Below are 15,627 nucleotides of genomic sequence, written 5' to 3'. Positions count from 1 at the left end.
GTGCTCCGGGGGTACCCCGGGGGTGCTTTGGGTGTTGATCGGAAGTGCACCCGGGGGAGGGGGATGGATCCGGCCATTCCGGCCACTTCGCGGCCACGCGGGCGGCAAGGCCCGGGCGGGCCGTGTGCGGTCGTCCGGCGGTGCGCACGGAACGGACGGCAACTCGTGTGACGTCTCATGTGCCGTGCGAGGGACCCTTTTCCGCTTTCCGCGCATCCATTCGACTGACTACCTTTCATGTGCCGGCAGGCACCGGCCGCACTACCCCTAAGGAGAGTTGACACATGGCCGTAACTCAGAGACGGACGGCGTTCACCGCCGCCGTCGCCACGGCGATCGCCCTCGGGGCCACCGTGCTCACCCTGCCCGCCCGAGCCGCCGGTGAGGAGCCGGACGCGGCAGCCAAGTCGCCGACCGGGTTCCAGCTCAAGGACGGCGCCCTCACCTGGGGCATCAAGGAATCGTTCCGCCAGTACGTGACCGGCGACAAGGCCGACGGCAGCATCCGGGTCGCCGACGGCGCCGAGCAGGCCGACGACAACGGCGCCTTCACCTTCTCCGGCGGCAAGGGCAGCTACGACCGCGAGAAGCACTCCTTCACCACGGCCTTCAAGGGGAGCGTGCGCTTCCTGGGCCACGCCAAGGGAGAGGGGAAGAAGAAGCACTGGGGGCTGGACCTGAAGTTCAGCGACCTCAAGGTGATCGGCGAGGGCGAGAAGGGCCGTGTCACCGCCGACGTCACGAAGTCCGGCAAGACGCGCGACGACGTCACGCTCGCCACACTTGACCTCGCGGGGGAGAAGGGCAAGGAGGGGAAGGACGGCAAGGACACCAAGGACGCCAAGTCCGAGGCCAAGGACGGCGACAAGGCCAAGGCCGAGGACAAGGGCAAGGGCAAGGCCAAGGACGGATCCAAGTCCGACGAGAAGTCGGCGGAGAAGTCCGCGGAGAAGCCCGACGCCAAGGACGGCACCAAGAACGACAGCAAGAACGACGTCCCGTCGCTCACCAAGGTGCCGGTGACCCTGACGGCGGAGGGCGCCAAGGCGTTCACGTACAAGGGCCATTCGCTCGTCAAGGCCGGGGCTTCTCTCGACGCCCTCTCGCTCTCGGTGCACCAGGGCGCCCCGATCCCGGCCCCCGAGCCCAAGCCTGAACCCAAGCCCAAGCCCGATCCCGACAAGAAGCCCGCCCCCGCGCCGAAGCCGGCGGACCCCGAGAAGCCGAAGCCTGAGCCGAAGCCGGATCCGGAGCAGAAGGAAACCCCCGCGCCGGAGCCCAAGCCGAAGGACTCCGAGGAGCCCAAGCCCGAGCCCGAGTCGGAGGACAAGGGCGCGGAGGACAAGGGCGCGGAAGACAAGGGCGTGGAGGACGGCAAGGTCACGGGCCCGGAGGACGAGTCGCTCATCCCCGTGACCGGCGACCCGAAGGGCGGCACCGAGGGCACCGGCGGCTCCAGCGCGTCCCCCGGGACCACGGGAAGCACCGGCACCACGGGCGGCACGGAGACTCCCGGCACCACCGGCAGCCCCTCCGAGTCGCCCAAGGAGCTGGCCGCGGACTCCACGATCTACGACGGCCGCCTGGACTGGGGCGTCAAGGAGTCCTTCCGCACCGACATCAGCACGAAGCTCAACGGGAAGTTCGAGGTCTCGGACGGCGCCCAGCAGCAGAGCACCGGCTTCCGCTTCACTAAGGCGTCGGGCAGCTACGGCGGCGGGGACAAGCCCAAGCTCGACGCCACCTTCAACGGCACGGTGCGCTTCACCGCACACCCCGCGAACGCCAAGAAGGTGGAGCTGACCCTCTCGAAGTTCCGGATCAAGGCTGACGGGACCAAGGGACAGCTGCTGGCCCAGGTCACCAAGAAGACCGACGAGAAGGCCGCCCCCCAGCTGTCCGGCAAGGAGATAGCGCTGGCCGACCTGACGCTGTACGAGGACTCGCTCAAGCCCGTCAACGGCGTCGTCACGCTGAACATGGTGCAGACCGCCCTCACGAAGGAAGGGAAGGAGGCGCTGGAGCTCCAGAGCGGCCAGTTCCAGCAGGGCGACGGCCTCGACCCGGTGACCGCGAAGATCGCGGTCAACAAGGACGCCAAGCTCGACGACGACTCCACCGGCACCAACACCGACGGCAGCGGCTCGCCGAGCACCGGCACCGGGACGACCGGCACCGGCGGCTCGTCCGGTACGGGTACGGGCACCGGCTCCGGTACGGACGACACCCTCGCCCACACCGGCTCCGACACCCCCACCGGCCCGCTCGTCGGCAGCGCCGCGGCGCTCGTCCTCGCGGGCGGTGCGGCGGTGTGGACCGCGCGCCGCAAGTCGGCGAAGCTGGCCGGCTGACCCCGGCTCCCGCCACGCCCTGTCCCCGTCGCCGCCCGGCGGCGGGGACAGGGCCCCGGGGCCCGTGCGCCCGCTGGGTAGGCTGGCGGGACAGCACCACGCGGAACCGCACGCACCAAGGAGCAGACGTGAGCGAGCCGGCGTCCATCGCCCTCCAGCAGGAGATAGCCCGGGACCTCCAGGTCACCGAGGACTTCGACGCCGAGCGGGAGATCGAGCGCCGGGTGGCCTTCCTCGCCGGGCGGCTGACCTCCACCGGTCTGCGCTCCCTCGTCCTCGGCATCAGCGGAGGCGTCGACTCCACCACCGCGGGCCGGCTCTGCCAGCTCGCGGTCGAGCGGGCCCGGGCCGCCGGCCACGAGGCGCACTTCTACGCGATGCGGCTGCCCTACGGCGTTCAGGCCGACGAGCACGACGCCCAGCTCGCCCTCTCCTTCATCCGCGCCGACCACGTGCTGACCGTGGACGTGAAGCCCGCGAGCGACGCCGCCCTGGAGGCTGCGCTCGCCGCCGGCACCCGCTTCCGCGACGCCCACCACCAGGACTTCGTGCACGGCAACATCAAGGCCCGGCAGCGCATGATCGCCCAGTACGCGGTGGCCGGCGCGCACGAGGGCCTGGTCGTCGGCACGGACCACGCCGCCGAGGCGGTCTCCGGCTTCTTCACCAAGTACGGCGACGGCGCCGCCGACCTCGTCCCGCTGACCGGCCTCACCAAGCGCCGGGTGCGCGCCGTCGCCGACGCCCTGGGCGCCCCCGCCGAGCTGGTGTGGAAGACGCCCACGGCCGACCTGGAGACCCTCGACCCGGGCAAGGCCGACGAGGACGCGCTCGGCGTCACGTACGACCAGATCGACGACTTCCTGGAGGTCAAGCCGGTCGAGGAGCGCGCCTTCGAGACGATCGTCCGCCGCTACCGCCTCACCGACCACAAGCGCCAACTGCCGTACGCCCCCTGAGGGGAATCCCTTAAGCCGCACCCCTTAAGCCGCACCCCTTAAGCCGCACCCCTTAAGGTCCACCCCCTCAAGGCGCATCCCCTGAGGGATGCCCGTGGGCACCCCTCGGCGCAGGACGCCGCCCCCGACGACGGCACGGACGAACGACCGGCCGGCGGTTGACCGGCCCCCGAACGGCCGGCCCGCCCGGCCGACGGCCGCGTACCCCACGAGCGGGCGGACGTTGCGAGACCGCCTCACTCTTCGGTGCCGATCGTGCACAGTCCGTCGCCAATGTGGCTTGATCGGTTCCTTGTGACCGGCTCCCGGCACTTCATAGCGTTGATCGACGTCCGGCCCGGGTCACGCACCATCCCGTGGCCCGCGATGCCGTGCGCGTTCGTCCGCAAGAGCTCAAGGAGGCACGTCCATGCCCGACAGGCAGCCGATCGAACCGTCTCCGTTCATCACGGAGAAGAACCGCGCCCCCGTCACCGTCCCACCGTCCGACGACTTCGCCGACGCCCAGCGCGGCCTCCTCGCAACTCCGCACCTGCCAGCCGTCCCGACCAAGGACGGCGAGCGTGTGGCCTGGGACTTCGCCGGTTACGACTTCTTGAGGGAGGGCGACTCGGACGGCCGGCCCGCCTCGGTGAACCCGAGCCTGTGGCGGCAGGGGCAACTGACGGCCCTCGCCGGACTGTTCCATGTCACGCAGGCGGGCAGCCGTGCCGTCTACCAGGTGCGCGGCTACGACCTGTCCAACATGACGATCGTCACCGGCGACACCGGCCTGATCGTCATCGACCCGCTCGCCTCGTACGAGACGGCACAGTACGCGCTGGAGCTGTACCGGAACGCCACCGACGACCGGAGGCCGGTCAGCGCCATCATCTACACGCACAGCCACGTCGATCACTTCGGCGGATCCCGGGGCCTGTTCGCCGAGAAGAACGACGAGGTGCCCGCCGGCCTGGACGTCTACGCGCCCGCCGGCTTCCTGGAGCACGCGATCAGCGAGAACGTGTTCGCCGGCCCGGCGATGGCGCGCCGGTCGGAGTACATGTACGCCGCCCAGCTGGACAAGGACCCGTACGGGCAGGTCGGTTCCGGCCTCGGTCTGACCATCTCCACCGGCGAGGTCACGCTGATCCCGCCGCGCCACTACGTCGGCGGCCCGGAGATCCGGCCGGTGCCCGAACAGGACTGGTCGCCGCAGTACGTGATCCCGTGGCGGCCCGGCCTGTACGCGCTCACCATCGACGGCGTCCCGGTGGTCTTCCAGCTCACCCCGGGCACCGAGGCCCCGGCGGAGATGAACTTCTACTTCCCCGAGCTGCGCGCCCTGTGCATGGCGGAGAACGCCACCCACACCATGCACAACATCCTCAGCCTGCGCGGTGCCCAGGTCCGCGACCCGCACGCCTGGTCGGCGTACCTCACCGAGGCGATCCGGACCTTCGGCGAGCACACCGAGGTGGAGTTCGCCTCCCACCACTGGCCGCGCTGGGGCAACGCGAACATCCTCGAATTCCTCGGCAACCAGCGCGACATGTACGCCTACCTCAACGACCAGGCGCTGCGCCTGATCGACGCCGGCCTCACCCCCACCGAGATCGCCGAGGAGCTGCGGGAGCTTCCCGCCGGGCTGGCCGGACACTGGTACGACCAGGGCTACTACGGCTCGCTCAGCCACAACCTGAAGGCGGTCTACCAGCGGTACATCGGCTGGTTCGACGGCAACCCCGCCCACCTGTGGGCCCTGCCGCCCGCCGAGGCCGGCGCCCGGTACGTCGCCGCCATCGGCGGCCCCGAGGCCGTCGTGACCCAGGCGCGGGAGGCGCTGCGGGCCGATCCGCCGCAGTACCGGTGGGCCGCGGAGCTGCTCAACCACGTCATCTTCGCGACCGGCGCGGACGGCTTCGAGATCGACGAGACGACCCTGTCGGAGGCCAGGGAGCTACAGGCCCAGACGTTCACCCAGCTCGGATACGGCGCGGAGAACGGCACCTGGCGCAACTTCTACCTCACCGGTGCCTGGGAGGTGCTGGACGGCCCGCAGAAGCCGGTCGTCCACGGCGCATCCGACCTCGTCCGCAGCATGAGTCTCGACCAGTTCTTCGCCGCCCTGGCCAAGAGCGTCGACGGCCCGAAGGCCGCGGCCGAGCAGTCCGGTCCGATCGTCCTGCGCTGGGCCGTCCGCTCCGAGACCGCTTCGGCCGAAGTGAAGGACGGCACCGAGCCGGAGCACGTCTGCACCACGACCCTCCGGAACGGCGCTCTCATCTACGTCGACGGCACCGACCCCCTCGCGGGCAAGCCCACCGCCACCATCCGCCTCACCCGCGCGACCCTGAACCAACTCGCCCTAGCCGGCCCGCGCTTCCCGCACACCTTCGACCAGTTGGTCACCGAAGGAGCCATCGAGGTGGACGACAAGGCGGCCGTGGACACGGTCTTCGGCTACCTCACCTTCCCCGACCCGGTCTTCCCGATCGTCACCCCCCGGCGGCGGACCGGGGCCTGATCGCACCGCCCGGCACCCTGGATTCCTCCTACGAGATGACAAGGCGCCGGGCGCTGTTCCGCGCGCCACTGGCACCTGTGCCCGTCGCCAGGGGAATGCCATGCTCGGTGTGTTCCTGCCGTTGACGCGGGTGCTGTGTGGGGGTGGACCGGCGTTCGCCCGCTGTGCGCCCGGCCTTTCGGGCAGTCCGTTCCCCCGGTGCCCCCGGCCTGCCGTGTGCCGGCCCGTGCTCCGGGCCGCGCCGCCGGCCCGGCTTTCGGTCCCGCGTCGTGCACGGCAGCCGGTGAGTCCTCGACGAGTGGGAGTGGACGAGTGGGAGTGGACGAGTGGGAGTGGACGAGTGGGAGTGAACGTCATGGCATCGATGCGCAGTCGTCTCCTGGCCGCACTGTTGGCCGCCGCGGCCGGTTCCGCGGTGCTGGGCCTGGCGCCCGCCGCCCTGGCCGACGACCATCACCGTCATCACCATCACCACGGTGACGACGGATACCCCGTGCTGGTGATCTCGCCGGCGCCGGGGAGGCTCACCCAGGAGCACAAGGTGACCGACACCTACCAGTACGATCCCAAGGCGTCCGGCGGTTCGGCGGCGTCGGAGGCGTCGGCCGGCGCGCAGCCGCCCTTGGCGCCGGCGTCCGAGCCGGGGGCGGTGACCAGCGTCAAGGACACGGCGAACAGCGCGGCCCAGTCCGCCACTTCCGGCCTGTCGACCACCGTCGACGCGGCGCTGAAGTAACCGGACCGCGGAACCGGCGCCGGGGTCACCGCGCCCTCGCCCTCGCCCCGAATCGGCGCCGGCCCCTCGCCGGTCCCGACCCGGTCGAAGTAGCGGAACGCCGACGCGTCGAAGAGCCGGGGAGCGCGGCGAACCGCTCTCCGGTCCCTGTCCGCCGGTTGTCCGGGAGGCGGGCCCCGGCCGTCGTACCGGACGCGTCACGCGCGTTCCGTACTCCCGTCACGGCCCGGTCGTCGCGGGCGCCCTCGTGCGCGGACCATCCCGGTCAACTGCCCCACAGGGGCTCGATCCGGACATCGGAGGGGGGTATTCCGGTCAGTGAACGAATAGAAGCTTGCTGTGTACAGGCATCACGGGAGACCGTCGTTATGCGAGCGCGAGACGAGAGGGCGCAAGGGCCTTGCCGAAGGCCGTGCGAACACACTCGTCCGGCACGCTGCGGCCCTTTGCGGCCGTCGACGAAATCCGGTTCGACATTCGAATGAAGGAGAACCCGTGCTGTCGAAAACAAAAAAGTCCGTGTCTTCCCTCGCCGTGGCCTTCGCCGCGGCCGCCGCGTTCACCGCGGTCATCCCCACCGGCAACGCCTACGCCATCGACCATGTCGGCTGCCGCGGCGGGGAGAACTTCCTGAAGATCTGGTCCCACAGCGGCGGCAAGCAGAGCGTGGACTGCTACGCGAACCGCGGGAAGATGAACTTCGGCGGCTGGTGGGTCGACAAGATCTCCACCGGGAACAACGACCTCATCTACTACGACGCCAACGGAGACTCGGTGAAAATCGAGCGCTGGCACGAGATCAGCTTCCCGAACCGGCCGCCGAAGGTCAACGCCATCGAAATCCTCTGACGAAGCGGCGCCACCATCGCCCTTCCCGGCGGTATTACCAGCGGGCGGTCAATTCTCCCCGGGCGTTATGAAACGCCAATGCGCTCTCGTCTTTCCCTGATGCCGGCCATGCCTTTTCCCGGCGTGTCCGGCATCGGCCGGGTCGCGCATGGACCGCCGGAGGGCCGCGCCCCGGCGTACTCGGCCGCGCCCCGGCGCACGCGCTGAGCGCTGTGAGGCGGGGCCCTGTTGCCGGGACGCCCGTGCGCCCGGAACACTGTGGGACGAGACCATCGTTTCGGCCCGCGCTAGCGAGGGTGCCTGTGACGCCGTCACTGTTCCGGATGCTCGACTGGCACGAACTGATCGAGGCCGAGCGGCGGCAGCCGGGCGCCCGGGTCTTCGTCTCCGACTACAACGGCGGACATCCGTTCGTGGAGGAGTTCCTCGGGGAGCTGGCCGACACCGCTCCCGGGCGGCTGGCGGACATTACCCGCTACTCAGGACTGGACGAGGACGTCCGGCTGCGGACGAAAATCGCCGCGATGCACCAGCGGTACGACGGGGTCGACTGCGCGCCGCGCAACGTGCTGCCGGGCGGGGGTTCCAGCAGCCTGCTCGGCACCTTCGCCACCTGGCTGCTGCTGACGGGACGGCGGCGGATCCACTACGTCCCGCCGGTGTATTACAAGCTCGCCTACCTCTTCCGGCGCATGGGCATCGAACCCGTCCCGGTCGCCCGAGGCCACGCCTACCAGCCGGACTTCGACCTGCGGCTGCCCGATGAGCGGACCGTGCTCGTTCTGACCGATCCCGTCTGGTACGCGGGCAGAAGAGTTCCGTCTGCGGTACTGAAGGCGATCGGGGACTGGCAGGAGGAGACGGGCTCCCTCGTCTTCGTCGACGGGACCTTCCAGTACCTGCGCTGGGACGGGGAGCGCGGCGAGGAGTCGGCGGCCCGACTGCCCGGTGACCTCACCCTGCGCATGGTGTGCCCCACCAAGTACCTGTCGATCCACGGATATCGCTGTGCGCACCTGCTGGTACCGGGCCACCTGCGCGAGGAACTGGCCGAGTTGCACATGAACCTGCATGGTGATGTGGCCGTCTCCGACCGCCTCTTCGCCCACCGCGCGGCCGACCTCATGCTCGGCGAGGGCAACGGCGCCCTGATACGGCATGTCCGCGACCGCCACGAGGCGTTGGCGGGCAGCGGCGCGCTGAGCGCGCGGATGCCGGCGGAGACCGGCTTCTTCCTGTTCGCCCGGCCGCGGGTGCCGCACCGCTGGTTCCTGGCGATGGACGGGAAGTACTTCGAACTCGACGGCCACCCCGGGTACGTCAGGATCAACCTGCTCAATCGCTCCGGGGTGGCGGCGCTGATCACCGCGGCCGGTCAGTCCATGGGACGGCGGCCGGCGGCCGGCCGGCCCGTGAAGGCGTGACGCGCCGCCCAGACCCGCGCCGAGAGCCGGGCCAGCAGCCGGGCGGCGGGATCGTCCACGTCCTCGCCGTTGGCCAGGGGCCCGGTGTAGCAGACGGCGATCGTGTACGGCCCGGCGTCGTGCGGGTAGACGACGGCGGCACTGTTCCGCACGCCGGGGAACCAGCCGTTCTTGCAGGCCAGCCGCGTCCCCGGTGGCAGGCCGGCCGCCAGGTCCACGCGGTGCACGTTGCCCTCCAGCAGGGCGAGCGACTCCGGCTCCAGCGATTCCAGCAGCCTGACCAGGTCGCCGGCGGTGACCCGGTTGCGGAAGCCGGCCGCGCTGCCGGGGTGGTCCTCGATACCGCGCGGACATCCGCTGCCCGTCGCGCCCGCCTGCCGCCACACCTCGGCCACGGCCTCGTGGCCGACCTCCGCAAGGCAGAGGTTGGTGGCCAGGTTGGAGGAGTGCGTGATCATGCGCTCGGCGAGCCGGCGCAGCGGCACCGTGCCGCCCAGCGACTCCCAGGGCTCCGGATCGCTGTCGTAGGAACGGTCGTTGGCGAACGTGTCGGTGCCCGTCACGGAGACGAAGCGGTTGACCACCGGAACCGGCTTGTCCAGGTCCGCCCCGCTCCGGTGGAGAGCCGCCAGCACGGCCACCTTCATTGTGCTCGCGGCGTCATGCGGGACGTCGGGGTTGCGTACGACGACGGGAGGACGCCCCTTGGGCGCCACGACTACGGACAGCACCCTCCGACTCTAAGGCGCGCGGCGCCCGGCGGGCGGCCGTTCCGGCGGATCCGGCGACGCGGGGCGGCCGTCCCGGCCGCCCCGCGTTCCCGGCTTCTCCTGCCCCTACTCCTGCGGCTCCTGCGGGATCGGGCCCGCGTATTCCAGGGTCCAGGTCTCCTGGAACTCCGGCTGGGGCGGTACGAGGGCGATCTGCGCGCCCCGGTGCCCGGCACGCAGGGCGAGACCCTTGTCGGAGAGGATCTTGATCCCGCCGATCACCCGCTCGAAAGTGAACTTCGCCCATTCGCCGCGCGGGACGCTGTTCACGTAGAGCTTGTCCTCGGGAACGACGAGCCCCGCGGCCGGGTGGTACGCCAGGTGGATCACGTAGGGCGACCCGACGACCTCGTGCTCGGCGACGTCGATGATCCAGTCCTGTTCGAGCGGGAGCGGGTTGAGGCGGTCGGTGATGACCGGAGCGCCGTACTTCACGGCGTACTCGGTAGCCGTCAACAGGGACGTCGGGCCGATGATATGAGCGTGGATCTTGTACTTACCGGGCTTGACCGGGATCGGGGCCATGCGGGGCACGTCCTCTCTCACGCTTCCGCCGCCGACGGGCCGCCGGCGCGTGCTCTCCACCCTTCCGGCGGATTGCGCCGATGCGTAGGGCGGTATGCCGCCAAATCCCGTATGGCGAAGATTCATCGATAATGAGTGCGAATGAGACGCTTTGATCCGCCACAGAGCATGGCTACGTGGTAGGGCCGGGCCGGGTGAGCAGACGGCGGAGCCAGCGGGTACGGGCGCCGCGGGCGTCGCGGCTGAGGGCCGCCTGCGGTGCCAAAGTGTCGAACCCGTGGTAACCCCCGGGCCAGACATGTAGTTCGGCTTGGCCGCCGGCCTGCCAGATCCCGTTCGCGTAGGCCACGCACTCGTCGCGGAACATCTCGGCCGATCCGACGTCGATGTAGGCCGGGGGGAGACCGGAGAGGTCGGTGGCGCGGGCGGCGGCCGCGTAGGGAGGGAGGTCCGCGTCGCCGTGGCGGTCGCCCAGGTACGCCTGCCAGGCGGTGGTGTTGGTGGTACGGTCCAGCGCCCCCGGAACCGACAGGTGCCGGCTGGAGAAGGTGTCGGCGCGGTCGTCGAGCATCGGGCACAGCAGGAGCTGGCCCAGCGGCCGGGGGCCGCCGCGGTCGCGGGTCAGCAGGGCCAGGGCCGCGGCGAGCCCGCCGCCGGCGCTCTTGCCGCCGATGACGACGCGCTCCGCATCGACGCCCAGCTCGTCCGCGTGGGCGGCGGCCCAGACGAGCCCCGCGTAGCAGTCCTCCAGCGGCTCCGGATAGCGCGCCCCGGGCGCCAGCCGGTACTCGGCCGAGATCACCGCCAGCTCGAGCGGAAGCGCCCAGTCCCGGAGGAGGCGCGGGAGCACGGACCACGCGTTGCCCGCGAACATCCCGCCGCCGTGCAGGTAGTACAGCAGTGGCAGCGGCCCGGTCCGCCCGGAGGGCCGCGCGCTCACGAGGGTGACGTCCGGGCCGTTGCGCGGTCCCGGTACGGACAGTTCCGTCACCTCGAAGAGGCCGTCGGCGCGGAGGCTCCCGGCCGTCGGCCTCGGACGGGCCGCGGCGTCCCGCCGCTGCCACTCCGCGAGGTTCTCGGGGGTGACCGGCTCCCGTGCCTCGCCGAAGGAGGCGAGGACCGCGGCCAGTTCGGGATCGATGAGGTGAGCCGACGCCTCCCGCGGCGGGACACCGCGCGGTTCCGGCGACGCGCGACGGGCGCTCATGTCCCGGCTCCCGGCCGGACGGCGGGACACCACGTGGCACCACCGTCGGAACCACTCGGCCGACCACCCGCGCGGGGTGGTGGCGCTTGCCTGAGACCCATGCGACGTAGCCAACCACACCACTGGAGAGGACGACATGCCCCAGGCCGGAGACCTGCCACGGACGCCTCGGAACACCTCGGCGGAAGGCGCGGGCAACGAACCGGAGCGGGCCACGCTCGCGCGCAGACTCGCGGGACTCGGCGAGCGGCGACCCGGTCCCTCGTCGTCCGGCGGGCCGGGGCCTGGCCCGGCGCCCACGGGTGCTGTCAGTGCCCGGCACTAGAGTTCACAGCATGGACCACGCTCGTCGACCGATACGCCTGCCCCGCGTGGACGTCGCTCCCGTCCTCCGGACCGACTTCACCGACCCTGCCGGCTGGGATCGTCTGGCGGAGGCCCTGGAGACGCCCGTCGCCTTCGAGGAGGGCTCGGAGGACGTCGCCGACTACGACCACGCCGTCGCGTACGTCCTCCCGGTCGACCAGGAGGAGTACCGGGGCCTGCTGCCGGAGGAGGTGCTCGCCGCCGCCCCCGGTACCGGCCACGACCTGCCGTACGACCACCTCTACCTGGCCGACGCGGAGACCTTCGCCGCCCCGGATCTCCCGCTGCTCGGCATCGACCTCCATGTGGCTGACGCGGGCGACGGGCCGTCGCCTCGTGAGGAGCCGTTCCGCGTGCCGGCCCTGCAGGTGGCCGGGGTCGAGATGAACGACAGCATCGCCAACCTGTTCTTCCGCGAGTTCAGCGGGGCCGACTGGTCGGAATGCGAGGTGCACGCGGCGGGGCCGGGGACCGCCGTGTACGAGGAGTTCCGGCAGATGGATCTCGGGGACGAGGGCGCCGGCTGACCTGCCATGGCGATGTTCGTGCACCTGACCTCGGCGGCGAACGCGCCGCGCGTCCGGCGGTCCGGGATCCGGGCGGCCGGGCACGGGCAGGGCGGCGCGCGGGGCGTGTACTGCTTCCCCGTGCTGCCGTCGTACACGCTCACCCACCAATGGCTGCGCGAACTGGCCCGGTTCGGCAGCCGGGGCGGGCTGGTGGCGGTCCACGTACGGCTCGACGACGCCCAGGACGTGCTGGTCGGGCGCTACGGCGACCGGGCGCGGGGGACTCAGGCCACCGTCTCCGCGGCGGAGGCCGTGCGGCGGATCGCGGCGCTGGAGGACCCGCGCGGGTGGGAGGTGTTCGTCCCGCGGGCGATCCGGCCGCGTGAAGTGCACCGGGTCCGCACCGCGCCGCAGGTGGTGGGCTGGCGGTACCTGCCGGACGCGCACGGTACGCGCCCCTGCACCTGCTTCGGCTGCCGCGTGCGCGGCGGGTACGGAGCGCGGCGCCTGCGCGAGCGGCTGCCGCATCCGCTGGACGGTCCGCCGCCGCCCGTCGGGGTGTTGCTCGCCCGGGTCGCGGCCGGCGACCCCGGGGACCCGGCCGCGCTGCGGGAGGCGCTGCACTGGTTCGGCATGCGCCGGCGTGGCCCGCTCGCCGAGCTGAGCCGGCTCGCCGCCCACCCCGACCCCGGAGTGCGGGAGGACTTGGTGTGGGCGGTCGCCCGTTGGACCACCCCGGGCGTCACCGAGCTGCTGGACGGCCTCGCCGGTGATCCGCATCCGGACGTGCGGGAGGCGGTGGAAGCGGTCCGCGATCCGGAGTGACCGCCCGATTCCCCCTCCGAAGAAACCGCCACCGGTGGTGTGGCCGACATCTCATCGGCCGCCGTCAACTCCGGTGACCTGTGGGCATACAGAAGACGCATCACACATGCAGCCGGTCGGCTTGCGGGGGCGATTCCCCCTGTATGTAATTCCCGCGTTCACGTATTACGTGCGCTCGAGTACGCGGCGCATGTCGGTCTGCTGCAAGGCGGGGGAATGCACGGAATTCATCCGGCGGAGACGTTCGGCACGGCGGGATTGACGTCCGCCATTCCGCACCGAAGGTCATGTTCGCCGAAGGGCGTCGGGGAGTCCGCCGTACGGCCGGAGCGCCTCGGATGAGCGGCACACGGACAACAGCCGCCCCGGAAAAGGGCGGTACTCGCGGCACGTTCATCCCGCTGCTGGCACTGGGCACGTTCGCGCTGGGCGTGGACGCCTACGTCATGGCCGGACTGCTGCCCCTGGTCTCGGCGGACCTGCGCATCTCGGCGTCGTCGGCCGGGCAGATGGTCACCGTCTTCACGCTCTGCTACGCGCTGGGCGGGCCGGTGTTCGCCACCCTCCTGGCCGCGCGGCCGGCGAAGGTGGTGCTCGGTGTGGCGCTGGTGGTCTTCACCGTCGGCAACGCCCTGACCGCCGTCGCGACCAGTCTGTGGGTCCTCCTGATCGCCCGCGCGGTCGCGGGCGTCGGCGCGGGCGTGTACTCGCCCGTCGCCGCCGCCACGGCCGCGGGCCTGACCGCCCCGGAACGGCGCGGCCGCGCGCTCGCCACCGTCATGGGCGGTCTGAGCATCGGCACCGTCATCGGCGTCCCGGCCGGCATGCTGCTCGCCTCGCACCTGGGGTGGCGCGGCACGCTGTGGCTGATCACCGCGCTGGGCGTCGTCGCCCTGACCGGGATCGCGCGGCTGCCGCGGGTCGCGGTGAGCCCGCCGCCGCCGCTGCGGCAGCGCGTGCGCGCCCTCGCCGGCGGCCGGGTCGCCGGCATCGTCTCCGTCTCGCTGCTCGGCGGCGTCGCCAGCCTCGGTCTGTACACCTACCTCGCCGAGTTCATCGCCGACGCCGCGCACACCGACCGGACGGTCTGGGCGATGTGGGCCTGGGGCGCGGGCGGCATCATCGGCAGCCTCCTGATCGGCCGCGTCGTGGACCGCACCGGCCGGCCCTTCGCCGCGGTCGCCTGGATCCTGGCCCTCGTCGTGGCCGCCCAGTCCGTCCTGCCCGTCGCCGCCCACACCGCCGTGGCGCTGGCCGCCGTCCCGCTCGTGGTCTGGGGCGCGGCCGGATGGGCCATCCAGGTTCCCCAGCAGCACCAGCTCATCGCGGCCCAGCCCGAACAGGCCACGGTCGCCGTCTCGCTCAACAGCTCCGCCGTCTACCTCGGCAGCGGCCTCGGGTCCGCGCTCGGCGGCGTGGCGCTCGGCCTCGGCGTGGCCCCGGGCTCCCTGCCGTACTACACGGCCGCACTCACCCTGCTCGCCCTGGTCCTGCACCTGACCGTGGTGCGCGGTGCCGTACGGCGGGCCGGGACGGCAACGGCGACTGGTTAGTTTGGTGCCCATGGAAATCGGTCTGCATCACCTGCGGTGTTTCCTCGTCCTGGCCGAGGAGCAGCACTTCACCTGGGCCGCCGACCGCCTCGGCATCTCCCAGCCCACCCTCACCCGGCACATCCAGCGTCTGGAGGGGCTCACGGGCCGGACCCTGGTGGACCGCAGCACCCGTCACCCCCGCCTCACCGCGGACGGGACCCGGCTGCGAGCCGATCTCCAACTCCTGCTGCCCCAGCTGGAAGCGGCCCTCCGGCCCCCCGAGCCGCAGTCCTCGCTACGCCTCGGCTACGCGTGGGGCTTCCCCCTCCAGCGCGGCCGCCGAGCGTCGGCCACCCTGGAGGAGCGGCACCACGTCCTCGTGGAGACCGTGCGCCGAGACGACAGCACCGCCGGACTTCGCGACGGTTCGGCCGACGCGGCCCTGCTCTGGGGGACCGTCCGCGATCCGCGCCTGGTCACCACCGAGATCCTGCGGGAGCCGCACATCGCGGCGGTCGCCCGCACCTCCACCCTGGCCGTCCGCGACCGCGTCACCTGGCGTGACCTCGGACACCGCTGCCTCGTCGTCAACACCGTGAGCGGCACGCTCACCCCGCGGGACTGGCCGGCCGACGCCACCCCCGAGATCGGCGCGGAGACCGCCACCATCGAGGACTACCTCCACGCCGTCGCCGCCCGGCGCGGAGTCGGCGTGCTCCCTGTGTCGGTGGCCGCCCAGCACCCCGACCCGGACGTCCTGTACCTCCCGCTCACTGGCTGCCCGCCCGCCGTCCTCACCTACGCCTATCCCCGCACCGACCCCCACCCCCACGCGGCGACCTTCGGACGCCTCCTGCGCCAAGGCCCGGCCGACGACGGCGCGGCAGGCGGCGGACGGCCGGTCGCGGCGCGGAGGTTGACCTCACCGGTCTGCTAATCTTCCGGTGACCGTGCGAAAGACCGAGGAGGTGGTACCCGTGAACGTAACGACGTGGGTGCTCTCCTCTGGGGTCACGGTCGGGCGATAGGTCGTCGTCCGGGAGCGCCATTCCGTGCACTCCCGAA

At 71.7% G+C, this 15,627-nt stretch carries 13 protein-coding genes; 10 read left to right on the top strand and 3 right to left on the bottom strand.

All coding sequences use genetic code 11. The features are described from left to right. The first annotated feature begins 284 nt into the window (after window positions 1–284). The 6 genes from JNW98_RS06200 (at window position 285) to JNW98_RS06175 (ending at window position 8,825) form a co-directional block, all read left to right on the top strand. Window positions 285–2,351, top strand: a complete 2,067-nt coding sequence (locus JNW98_RS06200; RefSeq protein WP_223767052.1) for an HtaA domain-containing protein — start codon at window positions 285–287, stop codon at window positions 2,349–2,351. A 128-nt stretch (window positions 2,352–2,479) separates the two neighbouring features. Continuing rightward, a complete protein-coding gene (gene nadE, locus JNW98_RS06195; protein ID WP_308015499.1) occupies window positions 2,480–3,310 on the top strand; it encodes an NAD(+) synthase in 831 nt (276 codons plus the stop codon). A gap of 409 nt (window positions 3,311–3,719) precedes the next feature. Beyond that, entirely contained in the window at window positions 3,720–5,816 is a 2,097-nt protein-coding gene (locus JNW98_RS06190; protein WP_223767051.1) for an alkyl/aryl-sulfatase, read from the top strand. A 364-nt stretch (window positions 5,817–6,180) separates the two neighbouring features. Then, window positions 6,181–6,552, top strand: a complete 372-nt coding sequence (locus JNW98_RS06185) for a hypothetical protein (RefSeq protein ID WP_223767050.1) — start codon at window positions 6,181–6,183, stop codon at window positions 6,550–6,552. 495 nt (window positions 6,553–7,047) lie between these two features. After that, window positions 7,048–7,401, top strand: coding sequence for a beta/gamma crystallin domain-containing protein (locus tag JNW98_RS06180; protein ID WP_223767049.1), 354 nt, complete (start codon window positions 7,048–7,050; stop codon window positions 7,399–7,401). Window positions 7,402–7,703: 302 nt separating this feature from the next. After that, on the top strand, window positions 7,704–8,825 hold the full coding sequence (locus tag JNW98_RS06175; RefSeq protein ID WP_223767048.1) for an aminotransferase class I/II-fold pyridoxal phosphate-dependent enzyme: 1,122 nt from the start codon (window positions 7,704–7,706) through the stop codon (window positions 8,823–8,825). Here the strand turns inward: JNW98_RS06175 and JNW98_RS06170 are convergent. The 3 genes from JNW98_RS06170 to JNW98_RS06160 all read right to left on the bottom strand — a co-directional run bounded on the left by JNW98_RS06170 (window position 8,777) and on the right by JNW98_RS06160 (window position 11,327). Further along, window positions 8,777–9,556: a serine hydrolase gene (locus tag JNW98_RS06170; protein WP_223767047.1), complete on the bottom strand. Its 780-nt coding sequence runs from the start codon at window positions 9,554–9,556 to the stop codon at window positions 8,777–8,779. The genes JNW98_RS06175 and JNW98_RS06170 overlap by 49 nt on opposite strands. Window positions 9,557–9,661: 105 nt before the next feature. Next, a complete protein-coding gene (locus JNW98_RS06165; protein WP_223767046.1) occupies window positions 9,662–10,120 on the bottom strand; it encodes a hypothetical protein in 459 nt (152 codons plus the stop codon). Window positions 10,121–10,292: 172 nt separating this feature from the next. Further along, on the bottom strand, window positions 10,293–11,327 hold the full coding sequence (locus tag JNW98_RS06160; RefSeq protein WP_223767045.1) for an alpha/beta hydrolase: 1,035 nt from the start codon (window positions 11,325–11,327) through the stop codon (window positions 10,293–10,295). A gap of 335 nt (window positions 11,328–11,662) precedes the next feature. Between JNW98_RS06160 and JNW98_RS06155 the strand changes: the two genes are divergently transcribed. From JNW98_RS06155 to JNW98_RS06140, 4 genes are all read left to right on the top strand, one after another. Beyond that, window positions 11,663–12,220, top strand: coding sequence for a DUF6924 domain-containing protein (locus JNW98_RS06155; RefSeq protein WP_223767044.1), 558 nt, complete (start codon window positions 11,663–11,665; stop codon window positions 12,218–12,220). Between the two features lie 6 nt (window positions 12,221–12,226). Continuing rightward, on the top strand, window positions 12,227–13,027 hold the full coding sequence (locus JNW98_RS06150) for a HEAT repeat domain-containing protein (RefSeq protein ID WP_223767043.1): 801 nt from the start codon (window positions 12,227–12,229) through the stop codon (window positions 13,025–13,027). A 338-nt stretch (window positions 13,028–13,365) separates the two neighbouring features. Beyond that, window positions 13,366–14,580 (top strand): MFS transporter, encoded by a 1,215-nt coding sequence (locus JNW98_RS06145; RefSeq protein WP_223767042.1) that lies wholly within the window; start codon window positions 13,366–13,368, stop codon window positions 14,578–14,580. 10 nt (window positions 14,581–14,590) lie between these two features. Next, entirely contained in the window at window positions 14,591–15,499 is a 909-nt protein-coding gene (locus JNW98_RS06140) for a LysR family transcriptional regulator (RefSeq protein WP_223767041.1), read from the top strand. The last annotated feature ends 128 nt before the right edge of the window (window positions 15,500–15,627 follow it).

Origin of the sequence: Streptomyces huiliensis (genome assembly GCF_020037025.1) — a bacterium.
In the GTDB taxonomy this organism is placed as follows: Bacteria; Actinomycetota; Actinomycetes; order Streptomycetales; family Streptomycetaceae; genus Streptomyces; species Streptomyces huiliensis.
This window is presented reverse-complemented; position numbering and strand designations above follow the sequence as displayed.